A 21,643-nucleotide genomic window follows, 5' to 3' on the forward strand; every position below is an offset into this window, starting at 1 on the left:
CAACTGGCTCGTTGCTAGTTGCAGGTGCGATGTATGTTGATAGAACTGGTCATACTGATGGCTGATTGTTGATCGCTCGAGAGTGCGGGGGAGTGTGGCATGAAGTTCGACATGGGAACTCAGGTTCTGACGAACCTGATGTCGGGGTCGCGTAACTCGAATACCGACCTGGGGTCGCTGGTCAAGCAGCTGGTGGCTGCGGCGCAGCCGCTGGAGGGCAAGTTCCAGGGGCAGGGCAAGGTCGCGTTCGACTCGTTCAAGCTGCGGGCGGACGGGATCGCGAAGGAGCTGAACGCTTCGCTGGCGGCGATCCTGGGCGGCCAGTCGGGTATGGAGCAGGCGTTCGGGTCGGGTGACCAGGAGCAGGGCGAGAACGCCCGTCAGACGCAGGGCTCGGCGAACTTCGATGCCGCCCGCTTCCGCGGCCGCTGAGCCCGCGGGGTTCCGGGTCTTCTTCTTTCTTCAACTTCAACGGGGAGTGTGGTTGGCATGTCGAGTGGTGGGACGGACCGTCGTGCGTACGACGTGGGCGCCTCGACGGAGGTGCAGGGCGGGATCAAGGGCGTGATCGGCCAGCTGGAGCAGGTGATCGCCGCGCGTGAGGCGCAGGTGGCGGCGGCGATGTCGGACTTCGCGGCGGACGGCGTGGCGGACGACTACCACGCCAAGGAACTGCGCTGGAAGAACGCCTCGCAGGAGGTCAAGAACATCATCCAGCTGCTGAACACGACGCTGGAGAAGAACGACGCGACGGCGCGCCAGACGCTGCAGCGCGCGAAGGCCGCGGTCGACAACATCGGCTGAGCAGGATCGTTTCTGCGGGTCAGCGGGTCAGCGGGTCAGTAGGGAAGTCGGGTTCACGGGGGTGGGTCGTCCATGACGTCATGGGACATCAAGCCGCAGGGTGTGCAGGGCCACTTGAAGACCGTCGGCGGGAACGCCGGTGAGCTGGAGAAGGCCCTGAACGCGCTGCTCACAGCCATGTCGGAGGCGGCCCAAGCCGCGGGGACGGCCGTCCCGGGCTCGCAGGCGGAGACGAAGCTGCAGGGCCCGGTGCCCGTGGGAGCGCCGCCCCTGTCCCAGAAGGCGATGGGCCCGGTGGCGGCCGCGCTGGGCGAGTACCTGACGGCGCGCAAGCCCGAGTTCAAGTCGATGGCCGAGCGGATCGAGGCGTGCATCCTCGGCGCGGTGGCGGCGACGAACGAGTACCTGGAGGGCGACCTGGACCAGGCCAAGGCCGCCCAGGACGCGGCCAGGTCCGTGAACCTCGACATCCTGCGCGAGAAGACGGGGGCCAAGAAGTGAGCGGGAACGCGCCGGTCGACCCGGCCGAGGTGCCGGTCTTCACGGGGCATCTGCCGACGCTGGACGAGAAGGTGAAGGCGATCTCGTCGGGCGGGGCCACGGTCTCGACGAAAGCGTCGGACGTCCACACGAGCTTCGGCGGCCTGCAGGCGTTCTACCAGGCGCCGGAGGCGGACCAGCTCTTCGCGACGACGAAGCCCGTCTCCGACCTCGGCCTGAAGCTCAGCTCCGACATGTGCACGATCGCCGGCGCACTCGGCACGTACTCCCGCGACGCCGCGCCCATCGTCAAGAAGCTGGAGAACCTCAAGCGGGAAGCGCAAGCGTTCCGCGAGAAGACGGACAAGGACGACAAGTGGCGTGAAGACGGCGACCTGATCGACGAGAACCTCGATCGCCGCAACGAGATCGCCGAGGTGTGGGCCGAGTTCCAGGAAGTGGAACGGGCGGCCTACGCGAAGATCGTCGCACTGGTGGGCGGCAAGCCGCTGCGGGTGAACGACGGCTCCAACGCCAAGGACATGTACGGCTACGACGCCGAGGCGATGAAGCAGTCCAAGTCCCTGCCGTGGGGCGACGCGGTGGAGGAGTCCATCCCCGCGTGGCAGGTGTGGGAGCACGCCTGGGAATTCGGCAAGGGCATCGTCGTCGACGGCGTCTGGGGCACCCTCAAGGGCCTGGGCGGCCTGGTCGGCCTGCAGGGCTGGGACGTGTTCAAGCAGTCCTGGACGGGCCTGGCCAAGCTGGGCACCGGCCTGGCGATCTCGACGATCCCGGGCGTCGGCCCCCTCTTCCTCGCCGCGCCGGACGACAAACTGCCCTCGTGGCTGCGGGATTCGCGTACGGCGATGAAGGAGACGGGCAAGGCGCTCCTGGCCTGGGACCAGTGGGGCTCGAACCCGTCCCGCGCGGCGGGTGCGGTCACCTTCAACGTCGTGACCACGATCTTCACCGGCGGCGCGGGCGGCGCCGTCTCCGGCGCCGGCAAGGCGGGCGCGGTCGCCAAGACCCTGTCGTTCGCGGGCAAGGCCGGCCATGCGATCGACCCGATGACGTACATCTTCAAGGGCGCGGGCGCGGGCTTCTCGAAGATCGGCGACGTGATGGCCGGCCTGAGGGGCATGGGCAAGGTCGAAGTCCCGAACATCAACCTGGACGGCGCGGTTTCCCTCCCCGAGGGAGCCATCCACCTCCCCGACGGCGCGATCCACCTCCCGTCGGGCTCGGCCGTCCCGGACGGCGCGATCAAACTCCCCGACGGCAACATCAAGCTCCCCGAGGGCACCACGACCTTCCCGCCGGGCACGGTCAAGCTCCCGGTGGACGGCCCGCCGAAGTTCATGGACCCCGACGGCAACATCTTCAAGGCGGACGGCTCCCTGGACCAGTCCGTCAAGGACGCCCCGACGGGCAAGCCGGACGCGGGCGCGGACGTCCCGCGGACCGACGCCCCGAAGGTCGACTCCCCCGCCACGGTCAAGGTCCCCGAACGCGAACTGGCCGGCGTCGGCGGCCGCGGAGGCGACGACGCCGTCCGCCTCGGCTCCGACATCTCCGACCCGGTCCACGCGATCGACAACGCCCCCGTCAGGGTCCCTGAACACGAGCTGGCCGGCGTGGGCGGCCGAGGCGGCGCCGACACCACCCCGGGCGGCCACGCGGGCGACCACACCCCGGGCGGCCACGCCCCGGACAACATGCCGCGCAACGACCTCAACAACCCCGGCGGCACCCGCCCGGACTCCCCGTCCACGGCCGGCACCCACGCGGACGGCCCGGGCTCCGGAGCCACCCACAGCGACGGCCCGGGCGGCACGGGCGGCACGGGCGGCACCCACGATCCGCTGGGCGGTCGCGGTCCCAACGGCTTTGACGACATCCCGCAGCTGGGCGACGACGCGGCCCGCGGAGCGGGCGACGGAACGTCCCCGGGCGGCGGTCAGGACGGCGGGCCGACGCCCCCCACGTCCGGGCAGCAGCTGACCCCCGAGCAGGTCAAGGCCAAGCAGGACGAGTTCGTCCAGAAGGCCAATGACGACAAGGCGTGGTTCGAGCAGTACTACCGGGTGGACGGGCATCGTCACAGCGTCCAGACCAAGATCGACGGAGTCGAGCTGCCCATCCTGGCCAAGGACAGCGACGGGGCCTGGATCTCCAAGAACAGTCTCCCGTCCGCCGGCTCCGAGACCAAGTTCGGCAAGGACCCGCTCGTCCGCGACGAGAACCATCCCGCCATCGACCACCTCGACGACGTCGCCCGGGACCGCAAGGTCTCGGTGGACCTCGCCAACGCCGAGCGTGCGCACAAGAACGCTCCCACCGCCGATACGCTGGCCGAACTGGCCAAGGCGCAGGAGCGTTTCGACACGCGCATGACCGAGCGATGGGGCGAGGGCACCTCCAACAACACCTCGTTCTCGGAACGCCTGGGCGAGGAGGCGGCACGGCTGCACGTGGTCCCGGAGAGGTTCCCCGGCTCGGTGGAGCAGCCGCTGCCCAAGACGCCCAACGGCGCCAACATGTTCGACCAGCTGTACCGCCGCCCGGACGGCAAGCTGATGGTCATCGAGGCGAAGGCGCCCTCGTCCAGTCTCCTCTGGCGCAAGGGCTTCGGTCCGGCCAAGGGCTTCATGGTCAAGCAGGGAACCGAGCCGTACCTGCGGACGATCATCGCCGAGATGAAGCGCCGGCCGGACCTGGAAGTGACCGATGCCGCGGGCAAGGTGTGGACGAACGCGGAACTTGCCACGGAACTCAAGACGGCCCTGGACAACGGCAACCTCGAGTACGGCATGGTCAAGGCCACGGACGGCGGCAATAAGTACGCTGGGGCCGTCCTCGAATTCTTCAAGATATGACAAAGGAGACACCGTCCGTGATCGTGCCTCGCCAGGACTATCGCAAGGACAAGATGGCGGCGGTGGTTCCCGTCATGGAGGAGTCGCTGTCCCAAGCCCTGGAGGGGATCGAGACCTCGCACAGCTCCAGGTCGGATGCCGTCATGGAGTCGCTGAACGTCGCCCTCGTCCGCACCGTGGGGGACCCCGGTTCCGTCATGCTGGAGACGTGGGAATCCTGGCTGCTGGCCATGCAGGTCCACTCGGCCGTCTTCGCCGCCACCGATCCCGAACGGGAGACGGTCACCTGCAAGATCCGCCAGGAGGAGCGCCACCTCACCACCACCGGACCGCAGACCTACCTTCACGCGGACACCTGGCTCGACGCCTTCTACCTCGCCGTCATCACCCGTGAAGCAGCCCGCCTCGACATGCTGGCCCGGGTGCCCGTGTCCCTGCTGCGCGACTTCGGCGGAGCCCTGGACGAGTACACCTACGCCTGGGTGGAGACCCTCCAGAGCTTCTGGCTCCGCCGTGACGACCTGCGCACGCACCTGGTGCGCGCCGTGGACCTGAGCGCTCCCGACCAGGCACGCGTCATCGACGCAGAGGAGATGGGCAAGCTCCGGTACCCGCCGATCATGATGCTCTACCGGTACCTGCGCAACGACGCCGCCGGCTTCAACGAGGCGCTGGCCGACGCCGTCCGGTGGCACAAGGAGTACTGGACCGCCGACGAGGACCGTGCGCGCAACATCCTGGGTGTCGTGGCCATCGCCCCGCTGGCGATGGCCTGCCTGGCCAAGGCCAACGGCATCCCGATCGAGACCCGGACGGACTACCTCCCCGAGGCCCTCCTCGACTTCGCCTGGCGCGGCGAGTTCGACGCGTGACCGTGAGTCGGCATTTCACCCCGGGTTCCACGGAAGAGGAGTGGGCCGAGCGTCTCTGGGTGAGTCTCGCTCGGGACATCGACGAGCTGGAGGAGTACCCGAATTCACTCCCCATGGTGTTCAACGACGCCCTCCTCCACCTCGGGGCGCGCTGCACCGTGGATCCGACCGCGGAGCGGCTGGAGACATGGGAGGCCGTGGTCAACACGCTGCAGCTCGGGTCGGCCGTGTTCGCCACCGTGTGCACGGATGAAGGCACCGTGGAGTGTCGGATCAACCGTGCGATGCGCACCCTGCCGGCCCAGGGCCCGGCGAGCTTCGCCGACCTGGGTACGTGGCTGACCACCTTCTGGTTGGCCATGGTGTGCCGCGATCGGGAACGGCTGAACACCCTTGCAGAGGTTCCGCTCAACCGCATCGCATCCAGCGGCTACGACAACTTCGTCTGGCATTGGGTGGACGCTCTCCAGACCTACTGGCTCCAGGGCCCCGCCTTGGTGGAGAAACTCACCCTCGCCGTCGAGATGTCACAGCCCGAAGCCGCCACCCTCACCCCGCACGGCCTGCTCCAGACCGTGCTGGCACCGCCCGTCAACCTCTTCCACCTGCTGATCACCAACAACGCCGACGGCTTCAACGAGTTCCTCGTACAGTCACTCGAACTCCACAAGGCCTACTGGACCGTCGACGAAAAGCGAGCAGAGAAGCCCGACGGACACCTCGCTCTGGCTCCTCTGGCCCTCGCCTGCCACGCACACGATGGCGGGATGCCCGTCAACGTGGAATCGGGATACCTTCCCCACCACCTCCTCACCCGCGACTGGGTGGGCGAGTTCCCGACGTAGCCAGATCCAGGAAGCTCGGACGAACGGACAGCGGAGCGTGGTTCGCGGTGCTTCTACGGGCGCCGATCCACCGGAAGACGACCGCCTCGACGTGCGGGAGCGGGCCTCGGCGGCGTGCTGGACGAGGAGGTCCGCTCCTGAGCGGAGGTCCCCCCGCACGAGCGTGGGGGCCGTGGAGTGCTTCATCAGCGGAAGGACACGGACCCTCAAGGCCAACGGCCGCCAGCCGTTCGCCGATGCGGGCAACTGGTTCTCGCCTTCTGGCTGGCCGTCATCTGCCGTGAGCAGCGCCGGATGACCGAGATGTGCGAGATTCCGCTGGAGCGACTGCGTTCGGCGGACGACTCCTACGAGGAGTTCTACTACCCACTGAGTGGATGTACAGCAGTCCTACTGGCTCCGGCGGCCGGGGGTGGCGGACTTCGGCCCGGCCCTCACGGAGGCGCTGAACCTCCACAAGGGCTACTGGACGCTGACCGAGGAACGCACGCAGGACATCGACGGCGCGGTCGTGTTGGCGCCGCTCGCCATGGCATGCCTGGCCTACGACGGGAAACTGCCGTTCGGCGTCGAGTCGCCCTTCGTCCCGAAATGCCTGCTCGAACACGCCTGGTGCGGCGGGTTCCCCACGTAGGCCCGCCCGGGGGCCTGAGTAGGGTGGCCGGAGATCGACACACACGGGGAGGGATCGCGCATGGAAGCGCTGCGTCATGGCGACCCCCTGCGGGTCGGGTCGTACATCGCTCTGGCGCGGCTCGACGCCGAGCCGGAAACCACCGCTGCCGAGCGGCGGTTCGTCGTCCGCAGTGCCGACGGGGACGGCCGTACCCTTCTCGCCCGGCTTCCCCGCCCCGACACCGACCTGACCCGCTGGGCCATCGAGGCCGAGGGGGCGCGCAGGCTCTCCATACCCGGGTTCCTGACGGTCGGCGAGGTGGGCGGTGGCCCCGCGGAACTCCCCTGGTGCACGGGCCCGTACGTGCCCGTCCTCCCGCTGCCCGCCGCCCTGCGCGCCCACGGCGGGCCGCTGCCCGACCCCGTCGTACGGGCGCTGGGCGCGGCTCTCGCCCGGACGCTGGCCACCGCCCACGCGCAGGGCGTCGCGCACGCCGGCCTGTCCCCCGCCACCGTGCTGCTCACCACCGACGGGCCCCGCCTGAGCTGCTTCGGCGCCGTACGGGCCGCCGCCCCCGACGGCGTACCGCGCAGCGGCCTGCCGGGGCTCGACTCCGGCAGTCTCGCCCCGGAGCAGGCGGCCGGCGGCCGGCCGCAGCCGCCGGGCGACGTGTACGCGCTGGGGGCGGTACTCGCGTACGCCGCGACCGGCCACACCGTCCCCGAACGCGACGAGCTCCCCGCCTTCCTCCGCGAGCCGGTCACGGCCTGCCTCTCCCGCGACCCCGCCCGGCGTCCGCAGGCACACCAGCTCCAGCTCCTCACCCACCCGGAGCCGGACGGCGGCCCGATGCCCCTGCCGGCATCCGTCGTCACCGCGCTCGCACGCCAGTCGGCGCAGCTCCTCGCCGCCGAACTGCCCGCCCCCGCCCCCCGGACCGCCCTCTGATGATCGCCCCGCTCACCCACGACGACCCCCACGCCCTCGGCGGCTACCGCCTCCTCGCCCGCCTGGGCAGCGGCGGCATGGGCACCGTCTATCTCGCCCGCTCGGCCACCGGCCGCACGGCGGCGCTGAAGACGATGCACGCCCACATCGCCACCGATCCCGCCGTCCGCACCCGCTTCCGCCTCGAAGTCGACGCGGCCCGCGTCATCGGCCCCGTCCACGGCGCCCGCGTCTTCGACGCCGATCCGCTCGCCGAAACCCCTTGGCTGGCCACCGAGTACGTCCTCGGCCCGCCCCTCGACGAGGCCGTCTCCGTCGCGGGACCGCTGCCCGAGCCCGCGGTACGCGCCCTGGGTGCCCTGCTGTGCGCGGCGCTGGCCCAGCTGCACGCCTCCGACGTCGTCCACCGCGACCTCAAGCCCTCCAACGTGATGATCACCGCCGAGGGTCCCAAGGTCATCGACTTCGGGATCGCCCGCGCCCTCGGCGACGACCGCCTCACGCGCACCGGCACCGCCGCCGGCACGCCCGCCTTCATGTCCCCCGAGCAGGCGACCGGCCTCGAACACACGCCCGCCGGCGACGTCTTCGCCCTCGCCGGCGTCCTCACCTACGCGGCCACCGGCCACGGCCCCTTCGGCAGCGGCAGCCACGCCGACCTCATGTACCGCGTCCGGCACGCCGAACCCGACCTCACCGGAGTCCCGCCGGCCCTCCTGCCGGTCCTGACCCGCTGCCTCGACAAGGACCCCGCCGGCCGGCCCACCACCGGCGAACTCGCCGCCCTGCTGCACCCCGGGCGGGACGGCTTCGCCGGCCACCTCCCCGCGGCCCTCCTCATGGAGATCGCCCGCCGCGTCGGCGGTGCCTGGAACACCCCGCCCCACCGCCTCCCGGCCCCGCCGGAGCACGCCCTCGCCGCGACCCTCCCGAGCAGCGACCAGTCACCTCCCCCATCGCCCTCCGGTATTTCCCGCCGCCGGCTGCTCGCGCTCGGCGGGAGTTGCGTACTCGGGGCGGCAGCGGCCGGCGCCTGGGCCTGGCTCGGCCGCCAGGACCCCACCGCCCCCAAATCGCCCGCCACCACTGCGGGGGCACCCGCCTGGGACCTGCTCTGGCAGGAGCCCGTCAGCTACGCCGACCCGCTCATCCCGCCCGCCCCGCTCACCCTGGACGGTCTCCTCGTCGTCGGCGAGTACGGCGTCAAGGGTCTGGATCCCGCGACGGGAGCGGCCAAGTGGCCCGACCCTTCGGTTTACTTCATGCGCCGCACCGCCACCGACGGCACGAAGATCTACGCCGCCGACTACACCCTCGACGAGGCCGACCCGCTGCGCGTCTCCACGGTCGACCCGGCCACCGGCAAAATCAACGCCCCCTTCAGCGAGCTCAAGGACCTGCGGGCGATCCTCTACGGAACCCAGCTGCTCTGCGCCACCGGCGACGCCGTCTACCTGGTGGGAGGCCGCGGCACCCACACCCGCGACGGCTTCGGCAAGGACCAGACGTGGTTCCTGCTGAAGGTGGACACCCGGTCCGGTGGAAAGCTCTGGGAGGTCCCGCTGCCCGCCCGCCCCGCCGGGTCCCCCCACCTGCACTTCCTGTCCGCCCGGGCCGTGGGCGGGCACCTGGTCCTCGTCCAGCAGTCCGCGGAGCGGGAGCCGCGCCTCGTCGTGCACGACGCCCTGACGGGCCGGGCCCTGTGGGACAAGCCGCTCCAGAGCCCGCAGCCGGTCCTGAACCGGGCCCACCTGGCCGTGGACGACCGGCACGTCTACCCGTCGGCGGGTGAACTCGTGGCGCTGGGCCTCGCCGACGGCAAGGCGGCCTGGCGTTTCGCGGGACAGACCCCGACGGCGCGGTTCGGCCCGCCGGCCGTCAAGGACGGCGTGGTGTACGCGGTCGAGGAGAACCGCGGCATGGTCGCGCTCGACGCCGCGAACGGCACCCTGCGATGGGCGGAGAAGACCCGCACGGTCAGGGCCGAGGACCTCGCCGCCCCGCCCGCGGTGGGGATCTCGTACGTGTACGCCTACGACGGCGCTTCGTCCGCGCTGGTGGCCGCCGACATCCGGACCGGCGCCCTCAGCCGTCCCTTCAAAGCCGCCAGGGCGCGGTACTTCGCCGACCCGGCCGCCAAGCGGCTCATCGCCATCGGCGGCGAATACGTCGCCGCGTACCCCCTCGCCTGAGCTCACAGAAAGCCTCACACCCCATGAAGCCCCTGGAATCCGGAGACCCGATCCGACTGGGCCCGTACCGCATCCTCGCCGTCCTCGGCGAAGGAGGCATGGGCAAGGTCTACGTCGGCCAGGACGGCGAGGGGCACGCCGCCGCGGTGAAGGTGCTGCACCCCCACCTGGCGCACGACCCGGACCTCACCGCGCGGTTCGTCCGCGAGGCCCTGATGGCCCAGGCGGTCGGCGGCGGGTCCGTGGCCCGCGTCCTGGACGCCCGGACGGAGGGCGGGCGGCCGTGGATCGCCACCGAGTTCCTGACCGGGCCGACCCTCGCCGACGCCGTGCGCTCCCACGGGCCGCTGGACGAGCCTGCCGTCCGGGCCCTGGCGGCGGCGCTCGCCGGGGCGCTGCGCGACATCCACGGCGCCGGCCTCGTCCACCGGGACCTGAAGCCCGCCAACATCGTGCTCACCGCGACGGGCCCGCGCGTCATCGACTTCGGCATCGCCCGCCCCGAACACGGCCTCACCCTCACCGCCACCGGCCAGGTCCCGGTCACCCCGGGCTATGGCGCGCCCGAGCAGGTCCTCGGGCAGCGCGTCGGACCGCCGGCCGACGTCTTCTCCCTGGGCGCGGTCCTGGTGTACGCGGCGAGCGGACGGCACGCGTACGAGGGTTCGCACGTCGCGGCCGTGCAGTACGAGGTCGTCCACGGCGAGCCGCGCCTGGACCGCGTACCGCCCGCGCTGCAGCCGTTGATCGGCCCGTGCCTCGCCAAGGACCCGGCGTCGCGGCCGCTGCCGGACCAGCTCGTCCGGTCCTCCGCCCCGCCCCTCGGAGCCGAACGCGCCTGGCGCCACGGAGCGATCGCGCAGGACATCACGGCCCGGGAGCACGGCTTGCACCGGCTGACCACCGTGCCGGGCGCGGTCGCACCGCGCCCCGTCTCCCGGCGCCGCCTGCTGACGGGCCTGGCGGTCGGCGGATCCGTGCTGGCGGTCGGCGGTGGCGCCGCGGCCTGGTGGGGCCTGGCGAGCCGGCCCGGTCCCTTCGACATCCCGCCCGCCGTGCCGACCCCGACGGCCGCGGTCCTGGACGCGAAGAAGGGTGACTACGTGCTCGGCGAAACGCCCGAACCGCTCTGGAGCGTCTCCTCGGCCGTCTCGGCCGACGCGCCCGCGCCCCTGCCCGTGCGGGACGTCGTCATCGTCGGCGCGCCGAAGGGCGGCATCGAGGCGCGCAGCGTCACCGACGGCACCCTCCGGTGGTCGGCCGGGGAGGTCGTGGCCACCCACCGCTACCTGTCCCTCTCCGACCGGCTGGTGGCGGCAGCCGACCGCGACGGCACCCTCGTGACCTTCGTCGCCTCGACCGGCGAGCCGAAGTGGACGGCTCCCGCCGAGGCCGCCTCCCTCCTGGCCGCGGACGACGAGGCCGTCTATGTGATCACCAAGCAGGGCCGGGTGCGCAGCATCGGCCGGTCCGATGCCAAGATCCGCTGGACCGCCTCCGTCGACGCGGACCTCGGCAAGGAGGCCGCCTCCCGTGGCCTGGCGGCCCAGGGCCGGCTCGTCGTCACGGCGGCGGACGGGACCGTCGTCGCCCTCGACACGACCGACGGCCGCACGGCATGGGACCGCCGCAAGCAGTCCGCCAACGGCCGGGCCAAAGTCGCCGTGTCGGGCCGCACCCTGTGCGTGACCGGCAAGAACCTCACCGTCGTCGACGTCGTCGACGGCAAGGAGCTCTGGACGGCCGAGAACCCCAAGCCGCCGAACGGCGCCCCGGTCTTCTGGGGCCCGCCGACCATCCACGGCGACCACGTGTACGCGACGGTTCTGACGCTCCCCCTCCGCCTGGACCTCCGGACCGGCCGGGGAACGGACTGGAACTTCGGGGGTCTCCTCGAATGCGACCCGCCCAGCCCGCTCGTCGTCCAGGGCAACGGCCTGTGGTCGGTCACCGTCAACAGGACGGAGGCGGGCATCAACGTCGTCGACCTGTCGGCCGAGAACCGGACGCCGTGGGTCTTCCGCATCATCAAGAACCCTGAGCGCTACTGGATCACGGGGGATGCGAACCGCGTGTTCCTCATGGACGGCACGACGCTGGCCGCCCTGCCCGTGTTCTGAGCCCGCGTAAGCGGGGGCCCGGTCGGCGGCGGGTCAGACCCGGAAGGGCGGCTGCGGCCAGCGGTGCGGGCGGTGCGGTGCCCACCACCAGAGGTCGCCGACGCCGACCAGGAGGGACTCCGCCGCGAGATCGGCCCGGACATGAGGGGCGACGCCGTCGGCCGTCGGGGCCGACCGGACCGCCTCCACCCCGGCGAGGTAGTCCGGTTCGTCGATCACGATCCGGTTCAGCACACCGGCCCGGTGGTCGCGGATCTCCAGGAAGCCGGGGCCTTTGCGGACGAGGCACTTGCCGAGGAAGAAACCCTCGGCCCAGGCGGAGCGGAGTTCCGCCGCGTCGTCCGGTCCCTCGATCCCGGACGGCGGGTAGAGATGGCTGAGCGTGAACGCCGACGGGCCGGACCGGCACGACCCCGCGGCGGGCAGGCGCACGCGCCAGTCGACGACGACGCCCCAGGCGGTCAGCTCCCGGACCAGGTCCAGGATCCGTACGGCGCAGATCGGCTCGGCGGCGGCAGACAGGTCCACCAAGGTGCTGAACTCGGCCCTGCGCACGCCCGTGCGGTACAGCTCGCGAGCGGTGTGCGCCGCGTCCACGGCGGCGTCGGCGACGGCGACGCTGCCGAGGTGCATGCCCGGGAGCGTCCGCGCGTGGTCACGGTAGTCCCGCCAGAGGTCGATCACCGGCTTGCGGGCGGCGATCACGAGGCGTCCTCGTAGGCGGGGCCGGGGGCCCGGGCGAAGTCCCGGGTCAGGTCCGGGGCGCAGCCGCCGAGACGGGTCAGCTCCGCGTTGGTGCCCAGGGGCACGACGTGGACGTACCGGTTGGCGTCCTCGTAGAGGAGGCCGGCCTCGCCCCACTCCGCGAGCAGTTCGGCGACCCGGGCCGCGGAGACGCTGGCGTTGAACCTGGCGCCGAGCCGGTGGGTCAGCGACTGCGGGCTCCGCGGGTCCTCCAGGAGACGGAACGCGGCCACCTCGACGGGGTCCGTGATGCTCCGCGTCGTCCAGCCGAAGTCTTCCCGCCGGTTCGTCAGCACGATTCTCGATCCGATGTCGCAGCGGGTGAGGCTGCTGTGGAGGTGCAGGTCGCGCCAGCGTTCGACAGCGGCGGCGAGCTGCTTGGCGGCGGTCTCGCCGATGCCGGCGGGCGGGGCGTCGAAGAGGTAGGCCAGGTCGTACAGTTCCGCCTCCGGCAGGTCGTACACGACCGCGTAGTGGGACGCCGGCCGCAGCGGCGCGAAGCCCAGCTCCGGCCGGTCGAAGTAGGGGCTGAACCGCTCGATCTCGATGCGGGTGACGCCGTCCGGCGGGGTGAGGTGGGCGAGGGCGGGCAACTGCCGGATCACGTCGGTGTAGTCGCGCTCCCTCTCGCCGGGGAAGCCGTAGAGGTAGTTCCACGTGGCGAAGAGCCCCGCGGACTGCGCGTCCCGCAGGTGGCGCACGTTCTGGCAGCCGGTGACGCCCTTGTCCATCAGTCCCAGGACCCGGCTGCTCAGGCTCTCGATGCCGGGCTGCACCTGGACGAGGCCGGCGTCGGCGAGCGTCTGCAGGTGGCGGTAGCGCAGGTTGGACTTGATCTCGTAGTGGAACCGCAGGTCGTGGCCCCGCTCGATCAGAGCGGGCATCACGCTCCGCAGGTATCCCATGTCGAGGATGTTGTCCACGACGAGGACGTCGAGCACCTGGTGGCGTCGGGTCTGTTCCAGGATCTCGTTCAGGAACGTCTCGGGGGCCTTGCTGCGGAAGGCCATCGACGATCCGTTGAGTCCGCAGAAGGTGCAGTGGTGCTTCTCCCCCCACCAGCATCCGCGCGAGCCTTCCAGCACCAGCTTCGGCTCGATCCTGGAGCGGGCCGCCGACGTCTGCACCCGGGTGAAGTAGGGCCGGTAGTCCGGCTGCTTCAACTCGCCCGGCGGGAGCGGGAGGCGGGTCATCGCGTTCGCCCGGTGCGCGCCGTCGGCCCGGCGCCAGCACAGCCCGGGGACCGTCGCGGGCTCCACCTCGCCGCGGACCACGCCGAGCAGCGCGGGGAAGGCGCGCTCGCCCTCGCCGCGTACCACGTAGTCGACGGCGGGGAAGTTCCGGTGCAGTGCCGCGCCCTGCGGGCCGTCGCAGTTGGCGCCGCCGAGCACCGTGACGGTGCCCGGCGAGAGCCTCTTGATCGCCGCGGCCGTGGCCAGGGCGGCCGTGTTCTGCTGGAACGTGGTGGTGAAGCCCACCACCTCCGGCCGGGTGTCGGCGATCCGCGCGGCCAGTTCCTCGACGAACCGCGCGGACGCCTCGTGCAGGGCCAGGGTGACGGCCCGCAGGTGCGGGCTGAGACCCTGCGCCATCCGCTCCTCGAATTCACGCACCCGCCACGCCGGAACACCGTGGAGGGCGCCGGAGAACACCCAGTCCCCATAGCCTTCGAAGTACGCGTGGCTGGCGAAGAACTCGTAGTCCTCGACGCTCAGTCCGATCGCTTCCGCCGCCCAGTCGTAGAAGTCCAGGTTGGCGTTCACCGTCTCCACGTCCGCCCGATGGGAGCGGCCGAGGGAGTGCAGGATCCCCAGCGCGAGGGACGGCGTGTCCAAGGAAGCCCACGGCATGTTCACCAGAGTCACACGCATGTGAGGAGCAGCCCTCCGGCCTTTCTCAGAGTCCTTCCACCGCAAGGGTCCTGCGCACGCCGATGACGTCCGTGCCGGATCTCTTGCCCGCGGCCCTCGCGCGTGGGTCGCTGACGATGGTGGTCTTCTTCACGATGGATCGCCGTCCGTTTCCGTGGTCAGTGGAGCGGTTGCAGAACCGGAACTCTAGACAGCGTCACTACCGGATTCCTTCCGGTCACTCTGCGTGCGGCCAGGGCGAGGATCGAATCGATGCGGCGGGCCGGTGCGGGGGTGCCGATGCACGCGGCCAGTTCGGTGAGCTCCAGGCGCAGCACCTGGGCGGCCGCCCGGTCCTCGGCCTCCAGCGCCCGGCAGAGCAGCTCGACGGCGGAGAGCAGCACGTGGTGGACGGGCTCCGCGCCGAGCAGCCGGATGGACTGGGCCAGCCGGTCGACGGCCCGGTCGATGTGGCCGTCGGCGAGCTCCAGAGAGGCCAGCACGTAGAAGAGTTCGCCCATCCCGAATTCCAGGTTCATGTCCCGCAGGACGGCGTGCCCCTCCTCGATGAACCGCCGGGCGGACGGATCGCGCAGCTCCAGCAGGCTCAGACCGAGGGTGAGACCGCTGAACGCCTCGTAGGGGCGGTCCCCCAGTTCGTGGAAGGCCGCGAGGGCGGTCTCCGCCTTCTCCCTCGCCTCCTGGAGCTCCCCGCGGTGGCGCAGCACGACGGCCCAGTGGCGCAACGCCAGGGCCTCCTCGCGCCGGTTGCCGGCCAGGCGGCCGAGGCGGACCGCCTCCTGGAAGGCGTCCGACGACAGCTCCCAACGGCCCTGCTCGTAACGGATCGTGCCCAGTTCGCGGGCGGCGAGCGCCTGTGCGAGCCGACTGGAGGAGTCCTGGGCCAGTTCGGTGGCCCGCACCACCTCGGCGAGGGCGGGTCCGAGCCGGCCCAGCGCGCGCAGCGCCCCGGCGCGGATCACCCGGCACTCGCTCCGCAGGGCGTCGATGCCCAGGCCGTCGAAGACGGCGCCCGCCCGGTCGACGAGTTCCAGGCCGGCCTCGGGGTCCCTGCGGATGCACCGCAGGTTGGCCAGGCGCAGGGACATGACGCCGACCCCCAGGGTGTCGCCGTCGGCGTCGGCCGCCGCCAGGGCGAGGCGGTGGCCGGCCTCCCAGTCGTCGTAGAGGTGTCGCAGCTCCAGGAAGCCGGTCGTGCTGTCGGCCAGCTCCCACGCGATCCGGCCGAACCCGTTCGAGCAGGCCATCGCGACCGCGGAGGCCAGTGCCGGGCGCTCGGCCTCGAACCAGAGGTAGGGGTCCTCGACGATGTAGTCGACATCGGACCGGTCGAAACCGTCGTAGCGTTCCGTGCCCCGCGCCGCGGCCGGCCACTCCTGGGAGCGCTCACCGGCGATGCGCCGGGCCGCCGTGGTGGACAGGGTGAGCCACCCGTCCAGCACCCTGGCGAGCGCCTCGCGGCACTGCGCCTGGGAGTACTCGGCCTGGGCGCGTTCCTTGGCGTACAGGCGGACCAGGTTGTGGTAGCGGTACCGGGTCTGCCCGGCGACGTCGCATCCGATGACGTCGAGGAGCTGGGTGCTGACGAGTTCCTCGATCAGGTCCTCGGCCTCGTCGATGGTGATGCGCAGCAGCGGCGCCAGTAACCAGGACGCGAAGTCCGGCGCGTCGATCAGACCCAGCAGACAGAACGCCTCGCGCTCGCGCGGCCCCAGCTCCTGGTAGCCGGTCGCGAGCGTGGCCCGTACCTCCAGGTCGCCGGAGACCAGTACGTCCAGTCGCCGCCGCTCGTCGGCGAGGCGGCGGGCGAACCGGCTGATGCCGCCCTGGGAGTGCTGTGCGAGCCGCGCGGCCGCGATCCGGACGGCGAGGGGCAGGTAGCCGCACAGCCGGGCGATCTCCGCCGTGGTCGCCTCGTCGCCGACGACGCGGTGCCGCCCGGCGATCCGTTCGATCAGCGCCCCGGACTCCTCCGCGTTGAACACGTCGAGGTCGACGTGGGTGGCGGATTCCAGGCCGGTGAGCCGCGGCCGGCTGGTGATGAGGACGACGCAGCCGGGCGAGCCGGGGAGCAGCGGTCTGACCTGCGCCTCGCTGACGGCGTCGTCGAGCAGGATCAGCATGCGGGAGGAGGCGGTCCGGCTGCGGAAGAGCTCGCTGCACTCCTCCAGGTCGTCCGGGATGCCCTCCTCGCCGACGCCGAGCGCGCGCAGGAAGCGTTTGAGCGCCACCAGGGGGTCGAGCGGCCGGGTGTCGGCGGTGCGCAGGCGTATGTACAGCTGTCCGTCGGGGAATTGCTCGGCCACGCGGCGCGCGGCCTGCACCGCGAGGGTGGACTTGCCGACCCCGCCCTTGCCCGAGAGGGCGACGAGGGCCAGTGACTCCTTGTCCCCCGTCGTCAGCGTCTCGCGGATGCGGCTGACCTGGTCGGCGCGCCCGGTGAAGTCGGCTATCGAGGGCGGGAGCTGGGCCGGTACGACCGGGACGATGGGCGACCATACGCGCTCGGGCGCCGCGTCGGGCGCCTTGCGGGGCAGGTCGAGGCCGGGGCCGCCGACCAGGATCGCCTCGTGGAGGCGCTGGAGCTCGCCCCCCGGTTCCAGGCCGAGCTCTTCGGCGATGAGGGTGCGCCCGGCCTGGTAGACCGCGAGGGCGTCGGCCACCCGGCCGCAGCGGTAGAGCGCCAGCATCAGCTGGCCGCGCAGCCGCTCCCGCAGCGGGTGCTCCCCCACCAGCGCCTTGAGTTCGCTGACGAGTTCGCCGTGGCGGCCCAGGGCCAGCTCCGCCTCGATGCGCTCCATGAGGACGCCGATCCGGCGCTCCTCCAGCGCCGGCGACTCCGTCCGTATCAGCTCCTCCGTGCCGTCGGCCAGTGGCTCCCCCCGCCACTGGGCGAGCCCGGCGCAGTACGCCTCCAGGGCGTCGAGCTGCCGGTCCCGGCCGAGCGCGGCCCTCGCGTCCGCGACGGCCTGGTCGAAGGTCCGCAGGTCGAACCGGTGGTCGCCGAGCTGGAGGCGGTAGCCGTTGCCCGATCGGATGATCAGCTCCGGGCCCAGCTCTCCGCGCAGTTGGGACACGCACTTCTGGATCTGGGCCACGGCGGTCGGCGGTGGCGATTCCCCCCAAAGGATCGCGACGAGTCGTTCCACCGGGACGACGTGGTCGGAGCGGAGCAGCAACGCGGCGAGCACCGATCTGGTCTTGCGCCCGTTCAGTCTGACTGCGAGTCCGTCACGCCATGCCGTGATCGGCCCGAGAACACGGAACTCGAATGTCACTCAGCTCCCTCCTGGCCCCGTCCGCCTTACGCGCACGGGGCACCGCCCCCCCCACCTGATGACCTGCGTTTCTGGACGATACCGCACGGTCGGAAGCCCGGCGGAAGCCAACCGGTAGCGGTGAGTGAAAAGCTCATTACATCCCGGACGCCGACGGAAGCTGCAGTTCAAATGACCAGAAATGCGGACACCGAAGGTGCGGCTGCGGACACCGCCGGCCTCGCGCCGGCAAGCGACCTCACCGGCCCGGAAGCCGCAGGGTGGACGGTCCCGCACGCAGCGGGGGCCCTCAGCGACGGCGCGTTCTTCGCCGGCCGCCATGCGGCCGGGCCGTACTCCGACGGCGCTTGCGCGGATGTGCAGGCGGTCTCCCGTCCGTGACCCAGCCGGCATGCCGCCGGCATGCCCGTGCCATTTCAACTTTGGAGGATCAGCGTGCACGATGCCTATGACGTTCTCTGCGTCGGATACGGACCAGCGAACGTCGCCGTCGCCGTCGCGTTCGAGGAACTGTGGCCGCAGGCCCGGGTGAAGTTCATCGAGCGGGAGCCCGGCCCCTACTGGCAGCGCGCCATGCTCCTGGACGGCTCCGACATCCAGAACAACCCGCTGCGTGACCTGGTGACCCCGCGCAACCCGCGGAGCCGGTACACGTTCACCAACTTCCTGCACGAGCAGGGCCGTCTCTTCAAACACCTCAACCTGCCCTCCCACTACCCGCTGCGCAAGGAGTACGCGCGCTACGTCCAGTGGGTCGCGCAGACCGTGCGGGCGGACGTGGACTACGGCCGTGAGGTCACCGGCATCGACGTGACCGCGACCGGCGACGGCCCGCTCGTAGAGGTCAGCACCGCCGACGGCACCACCTACCGCGGGCGCTCCGTGGTGGTCGCTCCCGGCCGCACCCCGAACGTCCCCGAGGTCTTCTCCGGCGTGCCGGCCCCGCACCTGTTCCACACCTCCCAGTTCCTCCCCAACATCGCCGGCCTGGAGCGGGACTTCGACGGCACGCTGGCGGTCGTGGGCGCCAGCCAGAGCGCGGTCGAGGTGGTGCTCGACCTGATCGCGCGCTTCCCCGCCGCCCGGATCGTCAACGTGATGACCGGCTTCGGCTACCGGCTCAAGGACACCAGCCCCTTCTCCGAGGAGGTCTACTTCCCGGAGTTCGTCGAGTACTACTTCCACGCGTCGGAGGAGGGCAAGAAGCGGCTGCGCGACCAGCTGCGGCCCACCAACTACTCCGCCGCCGACGCGGACGTGGTCAGCGCCCTGTACATGCGCATGTACGAGGACGAGCTGGACGGCCGCGAGCGCATACGCCTGTGCACCAACCGCCGCGTCGAGGCCGTGGAGCGCACCGCCGAGGGCGTGGCGCTGGACCTCACCGAGCACATCACCGGTGAGCGCGAGCGCATCCACGCCGACCGCGTCGTCCTGGCCACCGGCTACCTGGACCTGGGGATCACCGGCCGGACCGAGCAGCTGCCGCCGCTGCTCAAGGACCTCACGCAGGTGCTCGGCGTGACGGACGGCCGGCCGCTGTCCGTCGGCTACGACTACGGCGTGGTCCCGCACCCGGCCTTCGAGCGCGAGGTGCCGCCGATCTTCGTCAACGGGCTGTGCGAGTCCACGCACGGGCTCGGCGACGCGGGCTCCTTCAGCCTGCTGGCGCTGCGCTCCCAGGCCATCGTCGAAAGCCTTGAGCGGCGCCTGGTCGCCGAACAGGGCGCTGCCGACCTGGTCGCCGCGCAGGCGTCCGGTTCCGACATCTGAGAGAGACGATCATGCAGACGCTCGAAGCGACCTCACCGAGACCGGCGGTCGACCTCACCCAGCCCGGACCCAACGGACGCGTGCTGCTCGACAGCCAGGCGGCCACCGAGTCCAACGCCCGTACCTACCCCCGCCGGATCCCGGTCGCGATCGCCGAGGCGTCCGGGTCCTACATCACCGACGTCGACGGCCGCCGCTACATCGACTTCCTCTCCGGCGCGGGCGTCCTCGCCCTGGGCCACAACCACCCCGAGCTGGTCGCGGCCGTGACCGCGCAGCTGCCGAAACTGACGCACGGCCTCGACTTCCCGACCCCGGTGCGCGACGAGTTCAAACGCCGTCAGATCGGGATGCTCCCGGAGCACATCCGGGACGACTACAAAATGCACTTCTGCGGGCCCACGGGCTCCGACGCCGTCGAGGCCGCGATCAAACTGTGCAAGAAGGCGACCGGCCGCGGCCAGGTCGTGGTCTTCCAGGGCGCCTACCACGGCTCCACCCAGGGGGCCATGTCCCTCACCTCGGAGCACGCGCCCAAGACCGGTCTGCACAACCTGCTGCCCGGCATCCACTTCACCCCCTACTCCTACTGCCACCGCTGCCCGGTCGGCCTCGCTCCCAAGACCTGCAGCACCAACTGCGCCGATGTCCTGGTGAACACGCTGACCGACACCCACGGCGGGGTGCAGCTGCCGGCCGCGATCATCATGGAGCTGGTCCAGGGCGAAGGCGGCGCCATCCCGGCCCGCCGCGAGTTCGTCCACCGGGTCGCCGACACCGCCCGCGAACTCGGCATCCCGCTGATCGTGGACGAGGTCCAGACCGGCTGCGGCCGCACCGGCACCTGGTTCGCCTTCGAGCAGTACGGCATCACCCCCGATGTCGTCGTCGCCTCCAAGGGCCTGTCCGGGATGGGGCTGCCGGTCGCCGCCATCCTCTACCGGGGGCACCTGGACACCTGGACGCCGGGCAGCCACATCGGCACCTTCCGCGGCAACAACCTCGCCTTCGCCAGCGCCAACGCCTTCCTGGACGTCGTCGAGCGCGAGCAGCTGCTCCCGCACGTCCGCACCGTCAGTGCCCACCTGCTCGGCGAGCTGGAGCAGCTCGGCACCAGCCACCTGGTCTCCGACGTACGCGGTCTGGGCCTGATGCTCGGCATGGAGATGGCCGCCGCGCCGACGGCCGACGCGACCGAGGTCGCGGCCAGGTTCCAGCAGGAGGCACTGCGCCGGGGCCTGATCGTCGAGCTCGGCGGCCGGGGCGACAGCGTCGTCCGGCTGCTGCCGCCGCTGAACATCACCCGTGAGGTCGCCGACGACGCCGTGGCGATCCTGCGCGACGCGCTCACGACGCTGGAGGCGGAACTCGCCGCGGAGGCCGGCCGATGAGCACGATCGTGTCCGGACGAGCCGGCCGACTGCCGCGGATCGGCATCGTCAACCTGATGCCGAACGCGGAGCAGTACGAGAACTGGCTGCTGCCGCAGCTGTCCCTTGCGGGCCCGTTCGAACTGCAGTGGATCAGGATCTCCTCCCGGCGCTACCACCTGGACGACCCGGCCCGCATCGCCGCGACGTACCGCACCTACAAGGAGGCCACCGCCGACGCGCCGCTGGACGGCCTGATCGTCAGCGGCGCCGCGGTGGAGCACCTCCCCTTCGAGGAGGTGCGGTTCATGGACGAGCTGAACGACATGGTCCAGGACGTCCACGCGCAGGGATCACCGCTGCTCGGCCTGTGCTGGGGCGCGATGGGCGTGGGCCACTTGGTCTACGGGCTGCCCAAGGACATCTACAGCGCCAAGATCTCCGGCATGTACGAGACGGAGCTGCTGGCGCAGGACGGCCCCGTCGCCTCGTCCCTCGACGACCGCTTCTGGTCGACGCACAGCCGCTTCGCCGGCTTCGACGACAAGGCGCTGGACGCCAGCACCACCGTCCGCGCCCTGGCCCGGGCCGAGGGCGCCGGCACGGTGATCGCCGAGTCCTACGACCACTCCGTCCTCATGCACACCGGTCACCCCGAGTACTACGGCTCGCGGCTGGCGGAGGAGTACCGCAGGGACGTGGACCAGCAGGTGCCCGGCGTACGGGCACCGGTCGGCGTCGACCTGGACCAGCCGCTGCGGCTGTGGCGCAGCCACAGTCTGGCGTTCTTCGCGAGCTGGGTGCGGCTGGTCGGCGACCAGTCGGCCGCGCGCTAGAGGACGGGGAGGACC

Annotated in this window: 16 protein-coding genes and 1 pseudogene; 14 read left to right on the plus strand and 3 right to left on the minus strand. The window is 71.4% G+C overall.

What is annotated here, in order from left to right; all coding sequences use genetic code 11:
• Positions 1-99: 99 nt before the first annotated feature.
• The 11 genes and pseudogenes from AB0F82_RS14005 (at position 100) to AB0F82_RS14055 (ending at position 11,756) form a co-directional block, all read left to right on the plus strand.
• The gene (locus AB0F82_RS14005) at positions 100-432 is read left to right on the plus strand and encodes a hypothetical protein (protein WP_356810217.1); all 333 of its coding nucleotides are present in this window, start codon (positions 100-102) and stop codon (positions 430-432) included.
• Positions 433-489: 57 nt separating this feature from the next.
• A complete protein-coding gene (locus AB0F82_RS14010; protein ID WP_356810218.1) occupies positions 490-804 on the plus strand; it encodes a pore-forming ESAT-6 family protein in 315 nt (104 codons plus the stop codon).
• Between the two features lie 72 nt (positions 805-876).
• The gene (locus AB0F82_RS14015; RefSeq protein WP_356810219.1) at positions 877-1,305 is read left to right on the plus strand and encodes a DUF6507 family protein; all 429 of its coding nucleotides are present in this window, start codon (positions 877-879) and stop codon (positions 1,303-1,305) included.
• Entirely contained in the window at positions 1,302-4,163 is a 2,862-nt protein-coding gene (locus AB0F82_RS14020) for a hypothetical protein (protein WP_362626818.1), read from the plus strand. The genes AB0F82_RS14015 and AB0F82_RS14020 overlap by 4 nt, the downstream gene beginning before the upstream one ends.
• Positions 4,164-4,180: 17 nt before the next feature.
• Positions 4,181-5,035, plus strand: a complete 855-nt coding sequence (locus tag AB0F82_RS14025; RefSeq protein WP_362626821.1) for an immunity 49 family protein — start codon at positions 4,181-4,183, stop codon at positions 5,033-5,035.
• Between the two features lie 59 nt (positions 5,036-5,094).
• Positions 5,095-5,880, plus strand: a complete 786-nt coding sequence (locus tag AB0F82_RS14030) for an immunity 49 family protein (RefSeq protein ID WP_362626824.1) — start codon at positions 5,095-5,097, stop codon at positions 5,878-5,880.
• Between the two features lie 177 nt (positions 5,881-6,057).
• Positions 6,058-6,192, plus strand: a pseudogene (locus AB0F82_RS14035) (hypothetical protein); the annotation flags it as partial.
• A 61-nt stretch (positions 6,193-6,253) separates the two neighbouring features.
• The gene (locus AB0F82_RS14040) at positions 6,254-6,514 is read left to right on the plus strand and encodes an Imm49 family immunity protein (protein ID WP_362626827.1); all 261 of its coding nucleotides are present in this window, start codon (positions 6,254-6,256) and stop codon (positions 6,512-6,514) included.
• 60 nt (positions 6,515-6,574) lie between these two features.
• Positions 6,575-7,444, plus strand: a complete 870-nt coding sequence (locus AB0F82_RS14045; RefSeq protein ID WP_362626830.1) for a serine/threonine protein kinase — start codon at positions 6,575-6,577, stop codon at positions 7,442-7,444.
• Positions 7,444-9,636, plus strand: coding sequence for a protein kinase domain-containing protein (locus tag AB0F82_RS14050; RefSeq protein WP_362627134.1), 2,193 nt, complete (start codon positions 7,444-7,446; stop codon positions 9,634-9,636). Before AB0F82_RS14045 ends, AB0F82_RS14050 begins: the two co-directional genes overlap by 1 nt.
• Positions 9,637-9,659: 23 nt before the next feature.
• Positions 9,660-11,756, plus strand: coding sequence for a protein kinase domain-containing protein (locus AB0F82_RS14055; protein WP_362626833.1), 2,097 nt, complete (start codon positions 9,660-9,662; stop codon positions 11,754-11,756).
• A 33-nt stretch (positions 11,757-11,789) separates the two neighbouring features.
• On the opposite strand, the gene AB0F82_RS14060 is transcribed toward AB0F82_RS14055, so the two are convergent.
• The 3 genes from AB0F82_RS14060 to AB0F82_RS14070 form a co-directional block, all read right to left on the minus strand.
• Positions 11,790-12,461, minus strand: coding sequence for a DUF5825 family protein (locus tag AB0F82_RS14060; RefSeq protein ID WP_362626836.1), 672 nt, complete (start codon positions 12,459-12,461; stop codon positions 11,790-11,792).
• Positions 12,458-14,371 (minus strand): RiPP maturation radical SAM C-methyltransferase, encoded by a 1,914-nt coding sequence (locus AB0F82_RS14065; RefSeq protein ID WP_362626839.1) that lies wholly within the window; start codon positions 14,369-14,371, stop codon positions 12,458-12,460. Before AB0F82_RS14065 ends, AB0F82_RS14060 begins: the two co-directional genes overlap by 4 nt.
• A 158-nt stretch (positions 14,372-14,529) precedes the next feature.
• A complete protein-coding gene (locus tag AB0F82_RS14070; RefSeq protein ID WP_362626842.1) occupies positions 14,530-17,649 on the minus strand; it encodes an AfsR/SARP family transcriptional regulator in 3,120 nt (1,039 codons plus the stop codon).
• A gap of 435 nt (positions 17,650-18,084) precedes the next feature.
• On the opposite strand from AB0F82_RS14070, the gene AB0F82_RS14075 reads away from it, so the two are divergent.
• Genes AB0F82_RS14075 through AB0F82_RS14085 form a run of 3 tightly spaced genes read left to right on the plus strand, consistent with a single transcriptional unit; the run spans position 18,085 to position 21,628 of the window.
• The gene (locus AB0F82_RS14075; protein WP_362626845.1) at positions 18,085-19,422 is read left to right on the plus strand and encodes a lysine N(6)-hydroxylase/L-ornithine N(5)-oxygenase family protein; all 1,338 of its coding nucleotides are present in this window, start codon (positions 18,085-18,087) and stop codon (positions 19,420-19,422) included.
• A gap of 11 nt (positions 19,423-19,433) precedes the next feature.
• Positions 19,434-20,813, plus strand: a complete 1,380-nt coding sequence (locus AB0F82_RS14080; RefSeq protein ID WP_356810231.1) for an aspartate aminotransferase family protein — start codon at positions 19,434-19,436, stop codon at positions 20,811-20,813.
• Entirely contained in the window at positions 20,810-21,628 is an 819-nt protein-coding gene (locus tag AB0F82_RS14085; RefSeq protein WP_362626849.1) for a homoserine O-acetyltransferase/O-succinyltransferase family protein, read from the plus strand. The genes AB0F82_RS14080 and AB0F82_RS14085 overlap by 4 nt, the downstream gene beginning before the upstream one ends.
• Positions 21,629-21,643 lie beyond the last annotated feature (15 nt).

It is taken from the genome of Streptomyces virginiae (genome assembly GCF_040638905.1).
Taxonomy (GTDB): domain Bacteria; phylum Actinomycetota; class Actinomycetes; order Streptomycetales; family Streptomycetaceae; genus Streptomyces; species Streptomyces virginiae_B.